The sequence below is a fragment of the Companilactobacillus zhachilii genome (genome assembly GCF_003606365.2).
GTDB lineage: Bacteria > Bacillota > Bacilli > Lactobacillales > Lactobacillaceae > Companilactobacillus > Companilactobacillus zhachilii.
In genome coordinates, this window is record NZ_CP031933.2 from 1,918,322 (window position 1) to 1,936,823 (window position 18,502).

Here is an 18,502-nt window from a genome sequence, read left to right on the forward strand (position 1 = left end):
CCCCGTAACACCAACGTATATAACAACTTAAATACACAAAAAGCGGTTTTGACTAAGTGACTGACTAAGTTTTTACTAGAAATTCACATATTTAGCAAATTTCTCGGATGTTTCTAACTTCTGTTTTTCGGTGACAGCCGTATAGATATTCATGGTTGTTTGAAAGTCAGAGTGTCCTAGTTGTTCCTGTACTTCTTTGATACTTGCACCCGCCTCAAATGCTAATGTGGCGTATGTATGTCTAAAGCCATGAACGGTTATACGTTTGAGACCGTACTTCTTAATGATCTTATATAACCAGTTTTGAGGTTTAACAGGTTGAATAAATTCATTGTTAGTATTTGAGAATACTAATTGGTTTTTATTCTTTAAGACGTTGAAACCAAGCATGAGTAATTCTTTTGCTTGTGTGGAGCGCCATTTCTTTAATATATCAATGGTCTTATCATCCAAGTTAACGACTCTTTCACTGGCTCTAGTCTTAGGTGTCTGGACTATCAAACGTGCATCAGCACCACGGGCAATTGTCTTATTGATAGATATTTGATTGTTCTCGAAATCAATATCTTTCCAAGTTAGTGCAAGAGCTTCACCTTTTCTCATCCCTGTAAATGCTAATACTCTAAAGAATGTTGCACGTTTAGGGTACTTGTCATTATCAAGATAACTAAAGAATTGTCGTAGCTCATCCACGGTGAAATAGTTCAACGTCATGTCTTTTACATGCTTGTTTTTAGGGATGATAACTCTTTTAGTAGGGTCATCATGAACCAGCCCCAATCTAATAGCATATTGAAATACCGAGGATATAAGACGAAAGAAGTCTTTATACTTCGTGTATTTAGCCTCATACCACTTATTAATTGCTAATTGACATTGCTGTGGCGTGATCTTACTTAGTATTTTGCTACCAAAGACGGGTAAAACATGATTACGGTACATTTGTTCAGTTTTAACCCAAGTTGATTCTTTGACAGTATTCTTATATTGTGGAAAATATTCTTTATAGACATCCTCGAAAGTAATACGCTCATTTTTAGTATATCCACGGTCAGCAAGCTCTACTTCTAGTCTGGCTAAAGCTAGTTTAGCTTGTCTGGCATCATTAAAGCCACGTCGTGTGGTTTGCATATCTTTACCAGTCAGAGGGTCTTTACCAAGATATAGACGGAACATCCAAGCAGATGAACCGTCTTTTTTTGTATATTCTTTTATACGTTTATCCATTGTTATTTCTCCTAACGCTGGCGGGCGGTAGAGAAATTCTATTGTCTATCTAAGGATATGTGATAAAGTTTTTCTTTTGCTTTTTTACCAAGTTCGCTGTTATCAGCCCAGTTATTGAATATTCCATCAATATTAAGATTATTTGAACTTTTAATTAAGTCATCCATGTTAGTAGAAAGATAGAAATCATTATTATTTAAATTAATTATATTTTTCCCTATTGTTCCAAAATTGATTGAAAAGAAATTAATAGAATCCCTTTTATTGAGTTTGCTTTTGGGAATTGTGTTTACTTCTTTTTTAATAATGGATTGCATTAATTTATCAGTAAAAATTTGAGTTTCAAATGAATTAATAAATTTAGGATTTATTGATTGGGTGAAAAGATAATCAGTATTTAATGCTTCAACGTTTATTTCATTAAAGATTTGCTGATCTAGGTAATAGATTTGATTTAAATCATCGGTATTCAAAAATTCACAGTCAATACCTAACCCCATTGCGAAGGATATTGTGATAAATAGTGGCTTTTTTCCATTGTTAAAATCACTTAAACACTTTAATAAATATATATGACTCTCATTAGAACCGATTAGATGATTGGTAATGGTGTAATATTTTTCAACTTTCCATGAAGTTACATTTTCATAAAGTGAATCAATTGTGACATTTAGTGCATTGGCAACTTTATTTAAAGTGTCAATTCTAGTTTGTTTTGGTAATTCGGCATTTTTACTTAAAGGTGTGATGGTTGTACGTGAAAGACCTGTTATTCTGCTTAGTTCACTAACACTAATACTATTTTTTTCCATTATTTCTGGAATATTAGATTTCATATAATCACCTCTAACTGTATTTTAACTGTACAAATAAACTATATCAACAAAAAATGTTGATATTTAAACTACACAAATATATAATTGTCACTATAAAAACAATATTTAGACACAGTAGCCTAAAATGTTCAGTATAAAAGCAGGAGGAAAGAAATGAATAATTTAGATATTAGAAATGAAATCAGATCAAATCGTTTAAGAAATTGGGAAGTTGCTGAAAAGGTAGGCATTTCAGATAGTCGTTTATCTGTATGGCTTAGAACTCCATTGAACGATGAACGCAGACAACGTGTATTAGAAGCTATCAAGAAACTTACATCAGAGATTCATTCTTGATATTAAAAAATGGAAAAATCTACGATTACAAGATTAGTAGTATATTTTATTTGGACATGGATAAATAATCTCTAAACGGAGAAATTTTTACTTTTAAATTCTGTGTTATATTGCATCTATCAACTTTAAGAGGAGGTGAAAATATGGCACAAGGAATAACTGTAATGCTTGATGAACATGATTCAGATGCTTTACGTAAACAGGTTTATACGATCGTTACTAATAGCATTGAACAGGCGCGTAGAGATTCTGGACTAGACAGACAATACTTAAAACGTAAGGATGCGGCGAAATACGCTGGCGTTTCTCCAACGACATTAGACAATTGGAAACTTCCAGTTCATAGAATTGACGGCATTGTTTTGTACAGCAAAAAAGATATTCAAGCATTTATAGAGAGCAATTAACTTGGGGGGTGTGTTGTGTGAACAGCAATGAACAAAGAATATTGAACAATATTATGAATGGACATATTGAGAACGAACAAATAGTCAATTTAGTAACTAATACTTTGAATATGACTATTGCACTAGCCAATGAGGATAGAAATAAGGCTATAAACGAATTGATATATGGCAAGGTGTTGGAGTCACTTTGTGACAATCTAATTAATGTATCAAGCTCAATGAATGGCATTGATAACGATCTAACTGATTTACAACAAGAAATTGAATCACATTAAATAATCAGTCTGGCGGGCGGTATTCGTGATTCTATTAATCTTTGATTTACAAATTATTTGAGGACTAGGAACATGAAAAAGTGCATAAAAAATAGACATTACTAACCGGCAAGTAAGTAATGTCTATCGAGTATTTCTCTAAGTAAAATACTATTTCATTTTATCATGGTTCCCAAGAAAATGAGGGATGAAACACATGAAAAAAGATACTAATTATTATATTGATCCTGTAATCATAGGACTTAAATTCATTATTGATGAGATGAGTAAGCGTAAACATCCAAGTAGCAGCGACCTAGAAATATTAGAAGTCGCTCAAACCGATCTAGTAACGTTGCAACGAGCCCAATCTTTAAACCGAGATGTAACAAACATCCCTATCTATAACCATATTAAGGCGGTACTTGAATGATGAAAGTTACTTTATTAAGAGCTCCAATTATGAAAGACAATTATAAATCTTTATTGAGTAACTTAGATTCCAAGTCATTCAGTGTTTATACGTATGTAGTTAATAAAGCTCGGCATAATAATATTCCCTACCTTGATTTCAATGTATCTGGTATCGAGCTGTATAAGGTATTTGAACGGCTTGAATTACTGGGGCTTATTTCTATCAAAACGGAGGATGTCAAACAATGAATATACATGCAAATTTAAATTTTAAAAAAACTACCGATCAAGAAATACTAAGTAAGTTGTCTGATGATACATTAACTACTTATATAATGCTCCAGAAATCAAAGATACCAGTATGTTTACACATTCCATTGAATGGCAATATACCCGGTTCTGACAGCGTAAAAAAGTCATTAGTTGAGTTGTCCAAGCTAGGACTTATTCATTTAGATTAGGAGGTAATCGGTTATTCATGGACTACTTCAAACAACGTAGAGCGTACCGAGATTTCAAAGTTTATGAAGGTAATATCTCAGAGACACAAAATAACTTATACCGTGAACTATTAGACTATGCTAATGACAAACGTCGGTTAGATCAAAGTTTCAGGTTAACCAATGATGTATTACTTAAATTAACAGGCTCTTCAATGAACGGGCTTGTCCAAGCAAGAAAGAAATTAGTTGAACTCAATCTTATTGAGTATTCAAAAGGACAAAGAAATTTAAATGCACCCTCTTATAAAATTGTAAAACTATATGATGATTTTATAACTCAAAAGCAGGTATACAACCCAGACCCCGAAATTTCAATCACTCAGGGTAATAAAACCATGGGTAGTCAGGGTAATAGGAATTCAAACAGTCAGGGTAATAAAATCCAAAGTAATCAGGGTAATAACATAAACTCTAGTGGCACAAGCATTCGGGGCAATATTTTACCCACTACTATACAACCCAGTAACGAATCAGATGACAGCCCAGATAGCAAAATTTCAATTACTCAGGGTAATAGAACTGGGGGTAATAAGGGTACTGAACCCCAAACACTTAGGGTAACGAACCTTTGTACTAGTACTATAACTAATACAGACTATTATCATAATAACGCGCGTAGCGCGAAAGAAAATGATGATGATGATTTCAAAAATTTAATAACTTACTACCAGAAAAACATAGGACAAACCAATTCGATTGTTATTCAAAGTATTCAAGAATCAGTTAATGATTTTGTAGAACATAAGACATCCCTAAAAGAATGCTATGACATTGTAAAGTATGCTATTGAGCTGACGGCTAAGAATAACGTTCACAACTGGAACTATGTAAACAAGATCTTAATGAACTGGCAAAAGGATAGTTTATTTACATTGGCAAACATAAAGGCTAGTCAAAACGAACGTAGCAATAAAAATAACCAATCGAGGGATGATAGTGATTCAGTATATCCCGAGTTGTTTTAGGAGGTATAGGCATGGAAATGTTTGGCTTTGACGATTACATGCGTAAAATTGCACGTAAACATGGTATTGATCTCAATAAAGCTAATATACAGGACGCCATTGATCATAGGGATGAACGTCAAGAACAGGAATCAATTAAATTCACGAAAGAAAATAATAAGGTTAAACGAAAGAGAATGTTTGATAGCTCAGTGGTAAGTGACCCAATCATTTTAAGTAAAACGTTTGATGACTTTAATATCACTGACAAAATTCAAAAGTCTGAATTTGATAAAGCTAGAAGTATAGCTGACAGGATATTGAACGGTGAGAAAGGAAACTTCACCTTTTCAGGAACTCCGGGAGCTGGAAAGACTTTATCTGCTGTAAGTATTTTAAACAAAATTCAGCATTCAGACAGTTCACTAACTTGTTATTTTGCTAGTGTTTCTATGCTCGCTCAAATGAATAAAGATTCGATACAATACCCCGAGATAAAAACCGATTTTATTAATGCTGAAAGGTGTATTAAGCAGTGTGATATTTTGGTGCTTGATGATCTAGGTAGCGAAACTTCGTTTCAGAAAAATATAAAAGAGGCATCAGACTACCAACAGGCAATGCTATTTAGACTTGCCGACTATCGGGCAGAGAATAAAAACAAAGTTAATATTGTGACGACAAACAATACATCAAAAGAGCTAAAAAGAATTTACAACGGGAAAATATATGACAGGTTAATAGCTAGTAATTTCGACAATGTAATTAAATTTACAAGTAAAGATTGTCGGATGTTTTAAGAGTTTCAAGGCACAAAAAAAGCCATTCACAAAGTGAACAGCCACTAATTAATTGATACGAGCAAATCAATTATATCACTGTGGAGGTTGTAAGCATGGGATTATTTCCAAAGCTCAATAAGAGAAAGACTATCAAGAATGTTAAAGATTATTTTGAAAAGGACTTTCCCAGACTAAAGGCAAGATCACATATGGACTTATCTAGTTTACAATCTCCTCAGTTTGATACGATCCCCAATACAGGTAACGTAAGAAATAATCAAGAGGACAACGTTATCAGTGGCATTGATGCTCAAGAGTTCGTTAAGTCAACGTATGATGTTATTAATAAAGCTCCAAGAATATACAAAATTATTCTTAAAAATGTCTATTTATTGGATCAAGGTAATTCGGTAGCTATGGAATTAACTGGCTACGAGACAAGCCAGTATGCAAAGTACAAAAATCGCTCATTGCTGTATTTTGCTGACACATACCAAGACATATACGATCTTAATGATTACAGTGAATGCACCAATGACTTAAAGAGTGTGTAAAACATTCTGGAGAAATTGGAGTCCCTAAAGAGAATTAATGCGTAGTTTATTTGATATTAGGGATGAAAATGCTGATGTGGTAAGCATTAGAGCTTTATTTTAATAATAAATAGTGTGTCCTAACCGTAGTTAATACCTATACCCGACAATTTGTCGGATATGAATAGTTTCGGTGTGATAATTCACAGTGGGAGTTTTGGGAACCCCTAAAAAGAATAAATAGTTTTGTGTATTTAAACATTTTATACACCCTAAAAGAGAAAAATATAAAATATGTCAGAATCTGCAGATTCTGCAGTCCCTAAAAAAAGAAAAATATTAGTGTATTCGGACATTTCAGACACCCTAAAAAAGGAATTAGAAAGGTAATTTTAAAAATGAAAAGCAATCAGATAGGGTTTCACGGTGTATTAACCAACAATGATTTACTCGAGCTATTAAATATGATTTATGACAGCCGTACACGTCTAAAAGCTGTACAGGGTTATGTAGACGAGCTGAAACAAGGTAGCAACGAGGATATTTCTAGCAAAGTTCAGGAATATACGCCAATAATCAAAGTGTTAGATAATGACATTGATAAGACGCTTGATACTACAATTTATTATTTGAACAACCTAAAGCCATAAATAAACGCCCCACGTCTTAAATAATTGAGATGTGAGGCGTTTTTATTGTAGTCACGATTAATTATATTAATTTATTTTATTGGGGCTCATACGTTCGTATAATGAATTAAAAATGCTAACATTTGATAACGTTTATTTTGTAACAACCTGTCAAAACCTGACATTGTTTTGTAGAGCACTATTAAAAGTTACTTTAAATCGCCTTGCATGGTATAATTAAGGCATAAAAAAGAGGGATGCTCGAACATCCCCCAGATAGCCCGTTTAAGACGGTAGCTACTAGGTTTTAATAAAAATAATCGTAAACCCGCTAAAGTTTAGACGATTATTTTTTTTGATTAAATTCGAGTATTAAAACTACCAAAGTCGCAAATGCAATCATTAGCGAAAGTGCTTGGTAAACACTCATGGTTATCCTTTCGAGAGGTAAAGCCATTTTATTAATCTCATAAGGCATCACCTCACATTATCATGAAGTTAGCCACCGTCATTAACTTGCTATCGTTTATTATTATCCAATATGAATCAGATCAAAGAAAGTCATTTATCGAAATCTTAATAGATAAATGGCTTTTTATTTTTTTTATTTTGCTCAAAAAAGGTATGCATACAAACATAAAAAGGGGTGCACCCTTTTTTGTAAAAGGTTGCACCCTAAAATAATGATGAAATTAGTATTTTAAACGCCATCTATGATGTCATTTGCGGTCATTTTATAGCTTGATAATACTAGGTTTTACTAGGGTAACATCCCTGACAAACCCTAACATTAATGTCAGCATTAATAAGCATTGCATGCTATTAAATACTAGTATTATTTGTTCGGAAAAGTTCGGATTATATGCTCGGAAATGCTCAGGTATTACTAAGAAATACTAAGATAAAGTGCAAAAATTTGAGGCATTGAAATGTTGAGTAATGTTGAGTGTTATACCCTAAGAAAACCTAAGATAAATGTCGGAAAATGTAGGAACAATTTTGTTATTTAGGTCAGATAAGTCAGTCCCTAAAAAACAATGTATTGGAGTGTCAAAAGTGGCGTGTGAAATTGTCTAGCTAATAGAGGGGTATCACCAAAATTGGCGACACCTTTCATTGTGTTTATAAGAGCTACCCTCGTGAATCACGACGGTATGTACATTAAGTACGCCCCTTTGATATTTACGAATTAACTTAGTATAAAAAGAATAGATTGTAATGAAAAAGGTCATTTATATATAACAAAAAGGACGCCTCAATTCGGGGCCCCCTTGGTTCGAGTTCAAAGTTACATAGATGAGTCGTCAATTTGAATTAGGTGACTAGATTCAGCATAGGCAGTAAGTACCGTATCTTAATAACCTGAGGTACTAAAATGGTACTTTAGCTGAGTGAACGAATCGTTCTGTTAGATCAAAATAAAAAAGCCACCACATAAGAATGTGATGACAACCGCCCGACCAGTAATATTATTTGTGTTTAAATTGACTAAGTTTTGACTAAGTAAAACCGCTTTTGACTAAGTTGTAATTGATTCATGAAAATAAAAAAACCAGTAATACCAAGGCCTTTAAGTCTCAATATAACCGGTTGATTTCTCATTATGGAGGTGAGGGGAATTGAACCCCTGTCCAAGCATAATGCTATGCAAGCATCTACACTCATAGTTGTATCATTTAATATTTCGCTACTCTGAACGCCATACAACCAGGCTAACCACAGTAGCTATCCCGATGATCTCTTTTTAACTATTCAGGATGCACAGTTAAACGTAGCCCAATTAATTTGAGACCCATTTCCAACCCTTGGGCGAAGCTAGAATGGATCACGCTTAGACTGTTTTTAGGCAGCTAATGCGTAGTTATTATTATTTTTTGCAGTTATAATAAACTGTGTGTTTTTAGAGGGACACGAAACCCTAAGTGCAGCCTGCACGCTACTACACATGTCGAATCCAGAACACCCCCAAGAATGTCCACTTAAATATAATAGCTAATTTTCTTGAATATAGCAAATCGTTTGACTCATCAAATACAATTTATTTGATAATATAAATAAGCTACCAACCACTACTAACAGGTAATGTAAGTTATTTTTTATTTTCTCTAAGTATTATATGTTCAAATCCACTCGACGCGGTTAAATCATATCATCCTGGATGGGATTATATCGTTTACAAAACACGAATATATTTTATAAAATGAATCCCCTTGATTCCAAAAAAAGACCGCCAGCACTAAGCTAACAATCTTATCATTCTAAAAACATCTATCAATATAATTATTTAACTACGGTTAACTCATGTAACGTCTTACCTTCAGGCGATTTCAACTGCAACCAACTGTTAGTCCCAGCAAAATACAAGAACGTCCCAACTTCATTGACACTTCTTAATTTGACATCTTGGATAAGAGTGTCATTTTTTATTTGTTCTGCATGCTCTTCACGTAAACGTAATCCAAATTTACCTGCAAAACCAATTACACCAGCCTTAGTTAGGGGTGCATTTTCGACTAAGGTAGCTCCGGCTTTAACAATAAATTCGTTGCGTTTGACCCAATAAACAGTTGCTTTACTTCCTTTATAATTAATTGAAAAAGGTACGTCTGCTAATGATTTGATATATTTATGGCGTGCTTTAGAAGTTTTCTTTTTAGCTTTAAACAATTTAACCCCACAAAGATTCAACAAGGGTAAAAGTTTTTGTAAGTATTCGTTATAAACCTCAATAGATTCCTTAGCGATGGTCATTTCATAACCGACGTTTAATTCATAGCCAGCTTTATCCAACTCTTTTGTCAAAAAATAGAAGAAATCAGCTGCAATTACATTTTCGGGTACCACAATTTCGACAAAGCGACTGTCATCAGACCAATCATCCAAACTGCCGTAACTAATCCCTGCCAGTAAATTGTCTTTTATAATAATAAAAATAGATTCTTCATCAACTTTAGTAGGTTGTACTTTATAATAATTGATCTCTCCTAGATTCTTCAAATTAAAGTTGATCCGCTGATCTGAAAAATCTCCTGAAAACTCGACTGTCATATAAATCCTTTCCAATACTTAATTATTACCATATTCATTAAAGTTTACCATATTACATTGCAGACAAATTTAGCCAAAATCATTACTGTAAAATTCATCCATCAGAAATGAATATTTTCCCAGTTTATAATAAAATCAATAACCTAATATTAATTAATTATATTTTCCCATTTAATTCCAATTTCATATAACCCAATTTATAAAAGATGAAATGTAAGCCCTACTCACAGATTATATAATATATCATGATAAGAGCATTAATATGACTATTTATGATTAATCATTGAGGAAGTATTTATTTTAAATATAATAATTATTTTTCAAAATATAATCATACTAAATACTTAAATCTAACCTGTGAGGGGTAATAACTATGGGAATGAATAAAAATTTCAAGTTATTTTTAATTGGTATTTTTTCAATCTTTTTAACTTTAATTAGCTTTACACAAACGGCATCAGCCGCATCTGTTACTATTGGCCCTTATGACTTTAATGATGGCATTACTAATTGGAATCAAGTCACCTCGGGTAATCAAGTAGCCAATATTCCCATCGATGGCACAAATCTACAATTGGGCTACGCTTTTGGTTTAGCTCAGGATACTAAAGGTAAAGTATCTACTGGTGGTGATACTACCATTACATCAGATAGTATTTCGACCGGAATGAATGTCCAGTATTCTAAAATGAATGTCTTTTTAAATCAAAATGGTAACTATGTCAGTTCAGTCTTTCAAGGTGGATATTCAAGTACCGGAACTAATCGGCAAAACGTTTCTCCTACTTCACCTGACTTTATGATTGCTCCCAATGGACCAACTTCATTACAAGGTATCACTGCACCAGCCTATAACATCTTAGGAAATCCCAGTGGTCCATCTAATGGTACTGGAAATACCGGTCTGGTATCAAAGAAATATTACGTTGGAACTGATGCTAACGGTCATCCAGCATACAAAATCATGGGGCACTTTACTAGAACGAATAATTCTGGATATAAAAATGGTACCTACGACCTGGAAATAGAAATTCTCCTGCGTGCCTCACCAACTAATTCAGCAATTGTCCAAAGAGAAATGTACGTTAAAAATTTATCAACTGATACGGCTGAATTTATCACCTTATTCGGTGAAGATACTAAATTAGGTGACAGTAATGGTCTGCACAATGATATGGTGCCAGTCTATGATCTTGGAAATAAGCAAGGAATCTACGTTCAAGATACGTATTCCGGCAATAATTATCGGTTATTCGTTACTAACAATATGCCCGACGGATTCGATAGTTATATTGGACAAATCGCATCTACTAATTGGGTAGACAAATTTGGTACAGTCACTGGCAGTGGCGACGAAGCTAAAGATAATCCTAAAGGTACATCACTAACAGGATTTGGCGATTCAACTTATACGTTGAAATGGAATCCCACAACTCTAAAAACTGGTGAAACTGCTCACTTTGGATCAACTATGGGAGTAACGTCTAAACCTTACTCAATCATGACTCCTGAAAAGACTTATACTAATGAAACTCGCTCTGATGGCACAAATATGGTCGGTGATAAATTAAAGTTCAACCTAAAAATCACCAATAACGGTTACGGAGCCAAATGGAACTACAACAAATTAGTCGATAAATTACCGGCTGGTTTACAAGTTGATGCATCTTCAATGACATTAAGCAACAACGGTGAAAAGCCACAGCCACTGGCCGAATCCGATTACGATGCAACAACTAATACGATTACCGTTCCACCTGGGATATCATTAACTGACGACCAATATGCCACCATAAGTTTTACTGCCACCCTAACTAAAGATGCTTTAACAAGTTCCGGAGAAGAAAACACTATTACAAATACAGCTGAATTTAGTGGTATCGATGTTGGTAATAACGAAACAGTCCAAAAGACCTTCCCCGCCTCTGTTGATATTAAAGTTCAGCCACCAAGACTTAACTATAGTTTTATCAAACAAGTTAAGAAACACGGTGATACAAGCTACTCACAAAGTATTGATGCTAAAAAAGGTCAAGTTGTTGATTATCAAATCATCTACTCTGTTGCTTCCGAAAGTAAAGATAGTGTAAATTCTGGAGCCACCTTAGAAGATACTTTGCCAGCTGGATTACAACTCGATACGTCCTCAATTAAAATCTGGGGACCTGGTGATCCCGACAGTGGTGGTTATCATCAAGATCACATCAATACTGGAGTAAATGCTATCGGCAAAGGTCAGCGTGTTAAAGTCGAGTTTAGTGCTACCGTCACTGCTTCTTCAGTCGGAAAAATAACCAATACAGCAACAATGTCCAATGTTAATACGACTGGCAATCAATACTTTGACAAGCAAACCTCAACTGCTGCAGATATTAATGTTCAAAATGTTGATGCAATAACTAAAGTTCCAACTAATATCGATTTTGGATCAACTAATATGTACGGTCAGAATAAAGTTCTGCATAACACGAGCACAACCGGTGAATTGATTGTCTCCCATCCAACTAATACGCCTTATAATGTGACGGTTGCTTATGATAATGACAATAAAGATTCACAATTAATAAACAGTGATGGTGATACCTTACCTTCTGATGCCACAGGATTGATTTTCATAAAACAAAGAACCGAAAATGATACTGATCCTGGTACATGGACACCGATTACACCATCAGGTACAACCCTTCAAAGTGATAACTTTACCGATTATAGTAGCGCCGTTAATTTAACGAATTATATTGGTGCTGGTAATTGGCAATTGAAGATTTCTTCAGCTACTTTACCAGGTGCATATAATGGTACTTTGACTTGGGGACTAACTGAATCAGTCTGAAAATTTATACGAATAACAAAAAGTCGTTCACATTGTGTGAGCGGCTTTTTGTTTAATCATTTTTTGCTTTTATTATTAATAATGATTTATCTAAACTACATATTGCTCAGTTCATTAAATTAAAAATTTATTTCAAATAATTTCATTAATCACTGGAAAAATGATGCGATAATGCTATATCATGGTCACATTGATAATATTTATAATGTTTTCCACATAAAATGTGTATTTTTGTAATAACTAATTAGTCATATTTTCATTAATAATCAATCTTAATTATGTTCAGTGTTGTCTATTAAAAAAATAATCTAAAGGAAATTAAAATTGAAATTTAGAGGCATCTTAGTATTATTGGCTATTAGCTTTTTTGCAGCATTCTTCACGTTTATTTACTTTACAAATACTATCACTGCAGAAGACATCGGACGCTACGACTTCGATGATGGCATTGATAAATGGAATCATCCCAGTAATATTATTAATCAAGTCGGAGAATTACCTATTAAAGATAATTTAAAATTAGGATATGCTTTTGGATTAGCCCAAAATACTTCTGGAAAAGTATCTACTGGTGGTGATGATACGATCGAAAAAAATTCAATTTCAACAGGTGATCTTTCTAGTTATTCCAAAATGAATATTTTTCTTAATGACAATAATGACTATATAAGTGCGATATTTCAAAGTGGATTTTCGAATACAAATAGCAACAAGGAAGGTGTTTCACAAACCTCACCTGATTTCATGATTGCTCCAAGTACATCTAACACTGCCAAAGGGATCACTTCAGCTGCATTTAGCGTCTTAGGTAATCCTGGAACAATAAATGGTTCCGGTAATGCTGGTTTATCATCAAAAAAATACTTTTGGGGTAAAGACAAAAACGGCAATCCAACCTATAAAATCATGGGTTATTTTGACCGTAAAAATAATTCTGGATTTCAAAATGGAGATTACCACTTTGAAGTCGAATTATTACTTCGTGCCTCGCCGACACATTCAGCCATGGTTCAAAGAGAAATGTTTGTTAAAAACTTAGATAATAAGCCTGCTGAATTTGTCACATTATTTGGTGAAGACACTAAAATCGGTGAAGATACATCTGGAGACGATTCTGTAGCCGTCAAAGATTTAGGAAACAGAAAAGGAATTTATATTGAAGACCTCAATAATGGCAAGTATTACCGACTTATGGTCTCTAATCAAACAATTGACGGATTCGATAGTTACAATGGACAAGCGCGTGTCTCAAACTGGGCTTCTGGGTTAACCAACGGCCTAGTTACAGGTTCAGGAGCCGAAACCCGCAATAATCCTAAAGGTACTCAACTCACCGGAGTAGTTGATTCAGCCTACATTCTCAAATGGAATTCTAGAACACTCGCCCCAAATCAAGTTGCGCATTTTTCATCCGCCATGGGAGTTAACAAAAGAAATTATTCAATTCCGACACCTTCAAAAACTTACATTAATGAAACAAGACGAGATGGTACTAATAGGATCGGTGATAAATTAAAGTTTACCCTTCAATTAACTAACAATGGATATGATTCTCAATGGAATGCTCAAGAAGTCATTGACCATATGCCAAAGGGATTACAAATCGATCCAAATTCTATCACCCAAACGTCTGATACCTTTTTAAATTCACAACCATCGCCAACAGACTACGATTCAACTACAAGAACTTTAACCGTACCCACGCCATATAAATTAACCGATGGAAAATCAGAAACTGTCACGTTTGAAGCCACGTTAACATCCGATGCTTTACAAAATTTAGATGGCAATTTAAACTTCACCAATACTGCCTATTTTTTAGGCTCTGATGCCGAAGTTTCATCTAATATAACGGATACCTTCAAAGCCTCAACCAGTTTCCCAGTGTTAACTTCAGGTTTTAAGTACACCTTTCAAACAAAAATTAAAAATATAACAAACAACGAAGATTATCGAGAATCTACGACTGCAAAAATTGGTGACCGCATTGGCTATCAAACTATATATAGAGTAGATTCCGATAGCCACTTCGATTTAGTTAGAGCCGACAATATCGATGATAAACTACCTGACGGATTGCTCCTAGACCCAAATAGTATCAAAACTCAAGGTGTTGATGGAAAATGGTATGGCCAAACCTGGGGGATCCATACGGGTGCGGTAAATACAATTAAACCCGGGCAACAAATAACAACTCAATTCGAGGTAAATGTCTCTGCTTCGTCCATTGGTACAATATCCAATAATGCTTTCATTACAAAAGTGGAAACCAACGAACCTTTTGATTTTAATCTAAAAAATACTACTTATGATGAACAAATTGCTACGGCGGCAATCCTAAATATTCAAAAGATGAATAGCTTTATAGATACACCTAAAACTATAGATTTTGGTTCCATAAAAATGCAGGGAAAGCCAGTAACCCTCAACAACATCAATACTGATGGAGAATTAATTGTTTCACACCCCGACAGCAATAATTTTAAGGTTAATATTTGCTACGACAACGATAATCCACACACACATATGGTCAATTCAAATGGTGAAACAATTCCAACTAGCGACTCCGATTTACTTTTTATAAAACAAAGGAATAACTCCTTTGAGGACATTGGAACTTGGCAACCAATCTTGCCTGGGGGGACACCCATTCAAACGGCCCCTTTTAAGGGAAATCAACAATCATTAAATCTAACTAAATACGTTGGAACAAATGATTGGAAAATAAAACTAGCCTCCAATACCCCCTCCGGTCTTTACAAGGGAACACTAACATGGGGTCTAACTGAATCAGTCTAACAACTAAACACCCTACCTTTAAAAATTCATAATAAAAATTAAGTTTCCTTAATAAAGGTACTACCCTAATAACAATTTGGTATTCTTATCTCGTAGGAATCAGTTGTTTTTATTAAAAAAAGTCGTTCACAATTTGTGAGCGACTTTTTTCTTGTCTTAGATAGCCTTTGATAAGACCCAATCCTTAACATCCCCATGACTCAAGTTAACTTTCTTAACTGAGCGCACTGAGAAATTATTCTTCTTATAAAATGTAACGTTCTTTTTAGTATTAGTTTCCAAAATAATATTGCGGTAACCAATCTTCTTAACGTAAGGACTAATGTGATTGTTCAACATTTTGCTACCGATACCTTGACCACGCAAGGATTTATCCACAGCTAAATATTCAACGACACATTTTTTCTTACCTTTAACTTTGTCGAAAAGATCTTCGAACTTAAAGATATCGAATGCATTGAAACCATTGAATCCACTCTTTAGGAGTTCAGGCAGTATTTTTAAACCATCCATTGTTAGATAGTCCCAATTACTGATCTGTCTACCTTGATTAAATTCAATTAGAGCAACAGCTCTAGGCGTTCCCTTTCCGTCAGCTCCAACATAAACCAAACCCTTTTTCATAAATACATTAACTTCGAGCGCAAAATATTTACGCATTAACTTGTCAAACTTAGCACTAGAACGGAACTCTTGTTGGAACATGTTCTTCGTAGTTATGTATTCCTTAAATGATTCTGTAAGTAAATTTATTATCTGGGGTTTATCACTGTTCAACCCACTCCGAAAATCCAAAAAAATGACCTCCTTTAAACAGCCATGTACCTATAATAAGCACTTAAATACAAAATGTCCATTAATCGAGCCATTTAAAATAATTTTATGTGCCAAAAGTTATTTTTGTTATATATTTTTAACAAAAAGTTTAGCTAAATTATTAGACATTAATATAAATACATAGTATGCTAATCAGTAATGTGAGATTTCCAGTTCAAACCGATATCTAAGTCCAACTTAGAATATCGGTTTTCTTATAACCAACTACTATCAGCAGATGGTAGTTTTTTTGAACTGAACAATTATTAACGAGGAGGGGAATATATGGGAAAAAATAAAAAATCGATTTATATTCTAGTATTTAGTAACTTTTTAATCTGTTTAGGAATTGGTTTGGTCATACCGGTCACACCATTTATCAAGAATGAATATCATTTTACAACCTCCCAAATGGGTGTTATGACTTCACTCTTTGCTTTCGCGCAATTTGTCGCATCACCAATTGTTGGTAAGATGTCCGATAAAATTGGTCGTAAGCCCGTGATTGTTTTCGGACTTTTCACTTATATGATTTCTGAATTCATCTTTGCGGTTGCCACAACGCTTCCTATCTTTAACATTTCTCGTATCATCGGTGGTTTATCAGCTGCCATGGTAATTCCAACCTCAATGGCCTTAGGTTCAGATTTAACTACCTTAAAAGATCGTGCCAGAGTTATTGGCTGGTTGTCTGCTGCTTTCAGTGGTGGATTGATTCTAGGTCCCGGACTTGGCGGTATTTTGGCTGGTATCAGTTATAAAACACCTTTCTGGGTCGCTGGTGTCTTGAGTATCACTAGTGCCATCTTCACGCAGATTTTCTTGAAAGAAAACAAAGAAGTTCTTGAACGTGAGGAACTGGAAGCTGAAAAAAAGGCACAAGAAAAGGGTTCGATTCGTTCAATTCTTACCTTACCTATGGTTATGCTATTCGGAATGATTTTGGTTTCATCCTTTGGACTACAAGGATTCGAAAGTATCTATAGTATTTACGTTAACCAAGTTTTCAATTTTGGTTTGAGTACGATTGCATTAGTATTGACATTAAACGGAATTATTTCTTTAATTCTACAAGTGGCAGCGTTCAACTGGATCATTAGTAAAATTGGGGAAATGCGTTTAATCAGCATTGCCTTCTTACTCAGTGCCGTCTGTGTCTTTTGGATCACTCAAGCACATACACACATTGAAGTTATTGTCGCAACGTTAGTTATCTTCTCATCATTTGATTTGTTGAGACCAGCGATTACAACTTTATTGACGAAATCAAGCCGTTCAAACCAAGGTTTGATCAATGGTATGAATATGTCATTGACTAGTGTTGGTAATGTTATCGGACCTTTGATGTCTGGTGCTTTGATGGATTGGAATACACACTATCCATATTTGGTCGTTACTTTTATTTTAGCGGCATCATATTTATTAACTTTCGTTGTTCGGAAGCATCCTCTTGTACAAGCAGAATAAAACTAAAGCCAGAAAACATTTAAGTCTCCTGGCTTTTTATTTATGCTTTTTAATAAAATATAACGTAATCAACTGACACAACCAAATGAATAAATAAAATCCTAACAATACCATTACTGAAACCATTTTAACTTGGGGCGTTTGAACCGCACCTGCGCCATCGACCTTTCGAACCAACACAAAAACGATTCCAATAATGAACAAAACTAACCAAATAATATTTAACCAATGCCAAACCTTCATATGATTATCCTTTATTCCAGACTAACTGATACTCTTTTTCATCATTGTCCGGATCAACATCTTCCAAGGAGACCGTAAAATCATTGTGATGATAAAATTTTCTAGCACCGTGATTTTTTTCATAAACATCCAAACTTAATTTATCATAATGTTGTTTCAAATAATCCAGCAGCTTTTTCCCTACGCCGTGATTACGAAATTCTTTCTTCACAAATATTCCGGCAATATGCTCGTCTTTCAAACCCGCGAATCCTTGTATCCCTTGCTCATCATAAACATAAATATCAGCTTGCTTAAGTTGTTCCTTAACATCGTCTAAATAATTCAACCAATAATTTTTATCAACGAAATCATGGGCTTCCAAGTTGCCATTAAGCCATATTTCACCAACTTCATCAATTTCGTCTTGTTTCATTCTTCGAATCATGTTT

19 protein-coding genes and 1 other RNA gene are annotated in these 18,502 nt (G+C 34.3%); 12 read left to right on the plus strand and 8 right to left on the minus strand.

Annotated elements, in window-relative coordinates; translation table 11 throughout:
• Nucleotides 1–75: 75 nt before the first annotated feature.
• Both D1B17_RS08765 and D1B17_RS08770 read right to left on the minus strand, forming a co-directional pair.
• Nucleotides 76–1,227 carry a tyrosine-type recombinase/integrase gene (locus tag D1B17_RS08765; RefSeq protein ID WP_120142050.1) on the minus strand — a complete coding sequence of 384 codons (1,152 nt, stop codon included), beginning with the start codon at nucleotides 1,225–1,227 and terminating at the stop codon, nucleotides 76–78.
• 38 nt (nucleotides 1,228–1,265) lie between these two features.
• Nucleotides 1,266–2,063: a helix-turn-helix domain-containing protein gene (locus tag D1B17_RS08770; RefSeq protein WP_120142049.1), complete on the minus strand. Its 798-nt coding sequence runs from the start codon at nucleotides 2,061–2,063 to the stop codon at nucleotides 1,266–1,268.
• Nucleotides 2,064–2,216: 153 nt separating this feature from the next.
• Here D1B17_RS08770 and D1B17_RS08775 point away from each other — a divergent pair, with 153 nt between their 5' ends.
• From D1B17_RS08775 to D1B17_RS08815, 9 genes are all read left to right on the plus strand, one after another.
• On the plus strand, nucleotides 2,217–2,399 hold the full coding sequence (locus tag D1B17_RS08775) for a hypothetical protein (RefSeq protein ID WP_120142048.1): 183 nt from the start codon (nucleotides 2,217–2,219) through the stop codon (nucleotides 2,397–2,399).
• Between the two features lie 143 nt (nucleotides 2,400–2,542).
• Complete coding sequence (locus D1B17_RS08780; RefSeq protein WP_120142047.1) at nucleotides 2,543–2,806, plus strand: helix-turn-helix domain-containing protein; 264 nt, start codon at nucleotides 2,543–2,545, stop codon at nucleotides 2,804–2,806.
• Nucleotides 2,807–2,823: 17 nt separating this feature from the next.
• A complete protein-coding gene (locus tag D1B17_RS08785; protein ID WP_120142046.1) occupies nucleotides 2,824–3,081 on the plus strand; it encodes a hypothetical protein in 258 nt (85 codons plus the stop codon).
• 196 nt (nucleotides 3,082–3,277) lie between these two features.
• Nucleotides 3,278–3,493 carry a hypothetical protein gene (locus D1B17_RS08790; protein ID WP_120142045.1) on the plus strand — a complete coding sequence of 72 codons (216 nt, stop codon included), beginning with the start codon at nucleotides 3,278–3,280 and terminating at the stop codon, nucleotides 3,491–3,493.
• Nucleotides 3,490–3,723, plus strand: a complete 234-nt coding sequence (locus D1B17_RS08795; RefSeq protein WP_120142044.1) for a hypothetical protein — start codon at nucleotides 3,490–3,492, stop codon at nucleotides 3,721–3,723. Before D1B17_RS08790 ends, D1B17_RS08795 begins: the two co-directional genes overlap by 4 nt.
• 229 nt (nucleotides 3,724–3,952) lie before the next feature.
• The gene (locus tag D1B17_RS08800) at nucleotides 3,953–4,942 is read left to right on the plus strand and encodes a DnaD domain-containing protein (RefSeq protein WP_120142042.1); all 990 of its coding nucleotides are present in this window, start codon (nucleotides 3,953–3,955) and stop codon (nucleotides 4,940–4,942) included.
• Between the two features lie 11 nt (nucleotides 4,943–4,953).
• The gene (locus D1B17_RS08805) at nucleotides 4,954–5,721 is read left to right on the plus strand and encodes an AAA family ATPase (protein WP_120142041.1); all 768 of its coding nucleotides are present in this window, start codon (nucleotides 4,954–4,956) and stop codon (nucleotides 5,719–5,721) included.
• Between the two features lie 95 nt (nucleotides 5,722–5,816).
• Nucleotides 5,817–6,257, plus strand: a complete 441-nt coding sequence (locus D1B17_RS08810; protein ID WP_120142040.1) for an ArpU family phage packaging/lysis transcriptional regulator — start codon at nucleotides 5,817–5,819, stop codon at nucleotides 6,255–6,257.
• 377 nt (nucleotides 6,258–6,634) lie between these two features.
• Nucleotides 6,635–6,886: a hypothetical protein gene (locus tag D1B17_RS08815; protein WP_120142039.1), complete on the plus strand. Its 252-nt coding sequence runs from the start codon at nucleotides 6,635–6,637 to the stop codon at nucleotides 6,884–6,886.
• Nucleotides 6,887–7,211: 325 nt separating this feature from the next.
• On the opposite strand, the gene D1B17_RS13005 is transcribed toward D1B17_RS08815, so the two are convergent.
• The 3 genes from D1B17_RS13005 to D1B17_RS08825 all read right to left on the minus strand — a co-directional run bounded on the left by D1B17_RS13005 (nucleotide 7,212) and on the right by D1B17_RS08825 (nucleotide 9,913).
• A complete protein-coding gene (locus D1B17_RS13005; protein WP_420868396.1) occupies nucleotides 7,212–7,343 on the minus strand; it encodes a putative holin-like toxin in 132 nt (43 codons plus the stop codon).
• Between the two features lie 1,123 nt (nucleotides 7,344–8,466).
• Nucleotides 8,467–8,832, minus strand: a transfer-messenger RNA (tmRNA) gene (gene ssrA, locus D1B17_RS08820).
• 313 nt (nucleotides 8,833–9,145) lie between these two features.
• Nucleotides 9,146–9,913: a hypothetical protein gene (locus tag D1B17_RS08825; protein WP_120142038.1), complete on the minus strand. Its 768-nt coding sequence runs from the start codon at nucleotides 9,911–9,913 to the stop codon at nucleotides 9,146–9,148.
• A 373-nt stretch (nucleotides 9,914–10,286) separates the two neighbouring features.
• On the opposite strand from D1B17_RS08825, the gene D1B17_RS08830 reads away from it, so the two are divergent.
• Complete coding sequence (locus D1B17_RS08830) at nucleotides 10,287–12,746, plus strand: isopeptide-forming domain-containing fimbrial protein (protein WP_120142037.1); 2,460 nt, start codon at nucleotides 10,287–10,289, stop codon at nucleotides 12,744–12,746.
• A gap of 351 nt (nucleotides 12,747–13,097) precedes the next feature.
• Complete coding sequence (locus D1B17_RS08835) at nucleotides 13,098–15,545, plus strand: isopeptide-forming domain-containing fimbrial protein (protein WP_120142036.1); 2,448 nt, start codon at nucleotides 13,098–13,100, stop codon at nucleotides 15,543–15,545.
• 156 nt (nucleotides 15,546–15,701) lie between these two features.
• On the opposite strand, the gene D1B17_RS08840 is transcribed toward D1B17_RS08835, so the two are convergent.
• Nucleotides 15,702–16,340: a GNAT family N-acetyltransferase gene (locus D1B17_RS08840; RefSeq protein ID WP_120142035.1), complete on the minus strand. Its 639-nt coding sequence runs from the start codon at nucleotides 16,338–16,340 to the stop codon at nucleotides 15,702–15,704.
• A 306-nt stretch (nucleotides 16,341–16,646) separates the two neighbouring features.
• Between D1B17_RS08840 and D1B17_RS08845 the strand changes: the two genes are divergently transcribed.
• Nucleotides 16,647–17,828: an MFS transporter gene (locus tag D1B17_RS08845; protein WP_120142034.1), complete on the plus strand. Its 1,182-nt coding sequence runs from the start codon at nucleotides 16,647–16,649 to the stop codon at nucleotides 17,826–17,828.
• Nucleotides 17,829–17,864: 36 nt separating this feature from the next.
• Here D1B17_RS08845 and D1B17_RS08850 read toward each other — a convergent pair whose 3' ends face one another.
• Both D1B17_RS08850 and D1B17_RS08855 read right to left on the minus strand, forming a co-directional pair.
• Complete coding sequence (locus D1B17_RS08850) at nucleotides 17,865–18,071, minus strand: DUF3923 family protein (RefSeq protein WP_120142033.1); 207 nt, start codon at nucleotides 18,069–18,071, stop codon at nucleotides 17,865–17,867.
• A gap of 4 nt (nucleotides 18,072–18,075) precedes the next feature.
• On the minus strand, nucleotides 18,076–18,498 hold the full coding sequence (locus D1B17_RS08855; protein WP_120142032.1) for a GNAT family N-acetyltransferase: 423 nt from the start codon (nucleotides 18,496–18,498) through the stop codon (nucleotides 18,076–18,078).
• Nucleotides 18,499–18,502: the final 4 nt, after the last annotated feature.

Bases quoted from the DNA above. Each gene is read 5' to 3' on its own strand.
- D1B17_RS08765 (WP_120142050.1), bottom strand. From the start codon at position 1,227: ATGGATAAACGTATAAAAGAATATACAAAAAAAGACGGTTCATCTGCT.
- D1B17_RS08770 (WP_120142049.1), bottom strand. From the start codon at position 2,063: ATGAAATCTAATATTCCAGAAATAATGGAAAAAAATAGTATTAGTGTT.
- D1B17_RS08775 (WP_120142048.1), top strand. From the start codon at position 2,217: ATGAATAATTTAGATATTAGAAATGAAATCAGATCAAATCGTTTAAGA.
- D1B17_RS08780 (WP_120142047.1), top strand. From the start codon at position 2,543: ATGGCACAAGGAATAACTGTAATGCTTGATGAACATGATTCAGATGCT.
- D1B17_RS08790 (WP_120142045.1), top strand. From the start codon at position 3,278: ATGAAAAAAGATACTAATTATTATATTGATCCTGTAATCATAGGACTT.
- D1B17_RS08795 (WP_120142044.1), top strand. From the start codon at position 3,490: ATGATGAAAGTTACTTTATTAAGAGCTCCAATTATGAAAGACAATTAT.
- D1B17_RS08800 (WP_120142042.1), top strand. From the start codon at position 3,953: ATGGACTACTTCAAACAACGTAGAGCGTACCGAGATTTCAAAGTTTAT.
- D1B17_RS08805 (WP_120142041.1), top strand. From the start codon at position 4,954: ATGGAAATGTTTGGCTTTGACGATTACATGCGTAAAATTGCACGTAAA.
- D1B17_RS08810 (WP_120142040.1), top strand. From the start codon at position 5,817: ATGGGATTATTTCCAAAGCTCAATAAGAGAAAGACTATCAAGAATGTT.
- D1B17_RS08815 (WP_120142039.1), top strand. From the start codon at position 6,635: ATGAAAAGCAATCAGATAGGGTTTCACGGTGTATTAACCAACAATGAT.
- D1B17_RS13005 (WP_420868396.1), bottom strand. From the start codon at position 7,343: ATGCCTTATGAGATTAATAAAATGGCTTTACCTCTCGAAAGGATAACC.
- D1B17_RS08825 (WP_120142038.1), bottom strand. From the start codon at position 9,913: ATGACAGTCGAGTTTTCAGGAGATTTTTCAGATCAGCGGATCAACTTT.
- D1B17_RS08830 (WP_120142037.1), top strand. From the start codon at position 10,287: ATGGGAATGAATAAAAATTTCAAGTTATTTTTAATTGGTATTTTTTCA.
- D1B17_RS08845 (WP_120142034.1), top strand. From the start codon at position 16,647: ATGGGAAAAAATAAAAAATCGATTTATATTCTAGTATTTAGTAACTTT.
- D1B17_RS08850 (WP_120142033.1), bottom strand. From the start codon at position 18,071: ATGAAGGTTTGGCATTGGTTAAATATTATTTGGTTAGTTTTGTTCATT.
- D1B17_RS08855 (WP_120142032.1), bottom strand. From the start codon at position 18,498: ATGATTCGAAGAATGAAACAAGACGAAATTGATGAAGTTGGTGAAATA.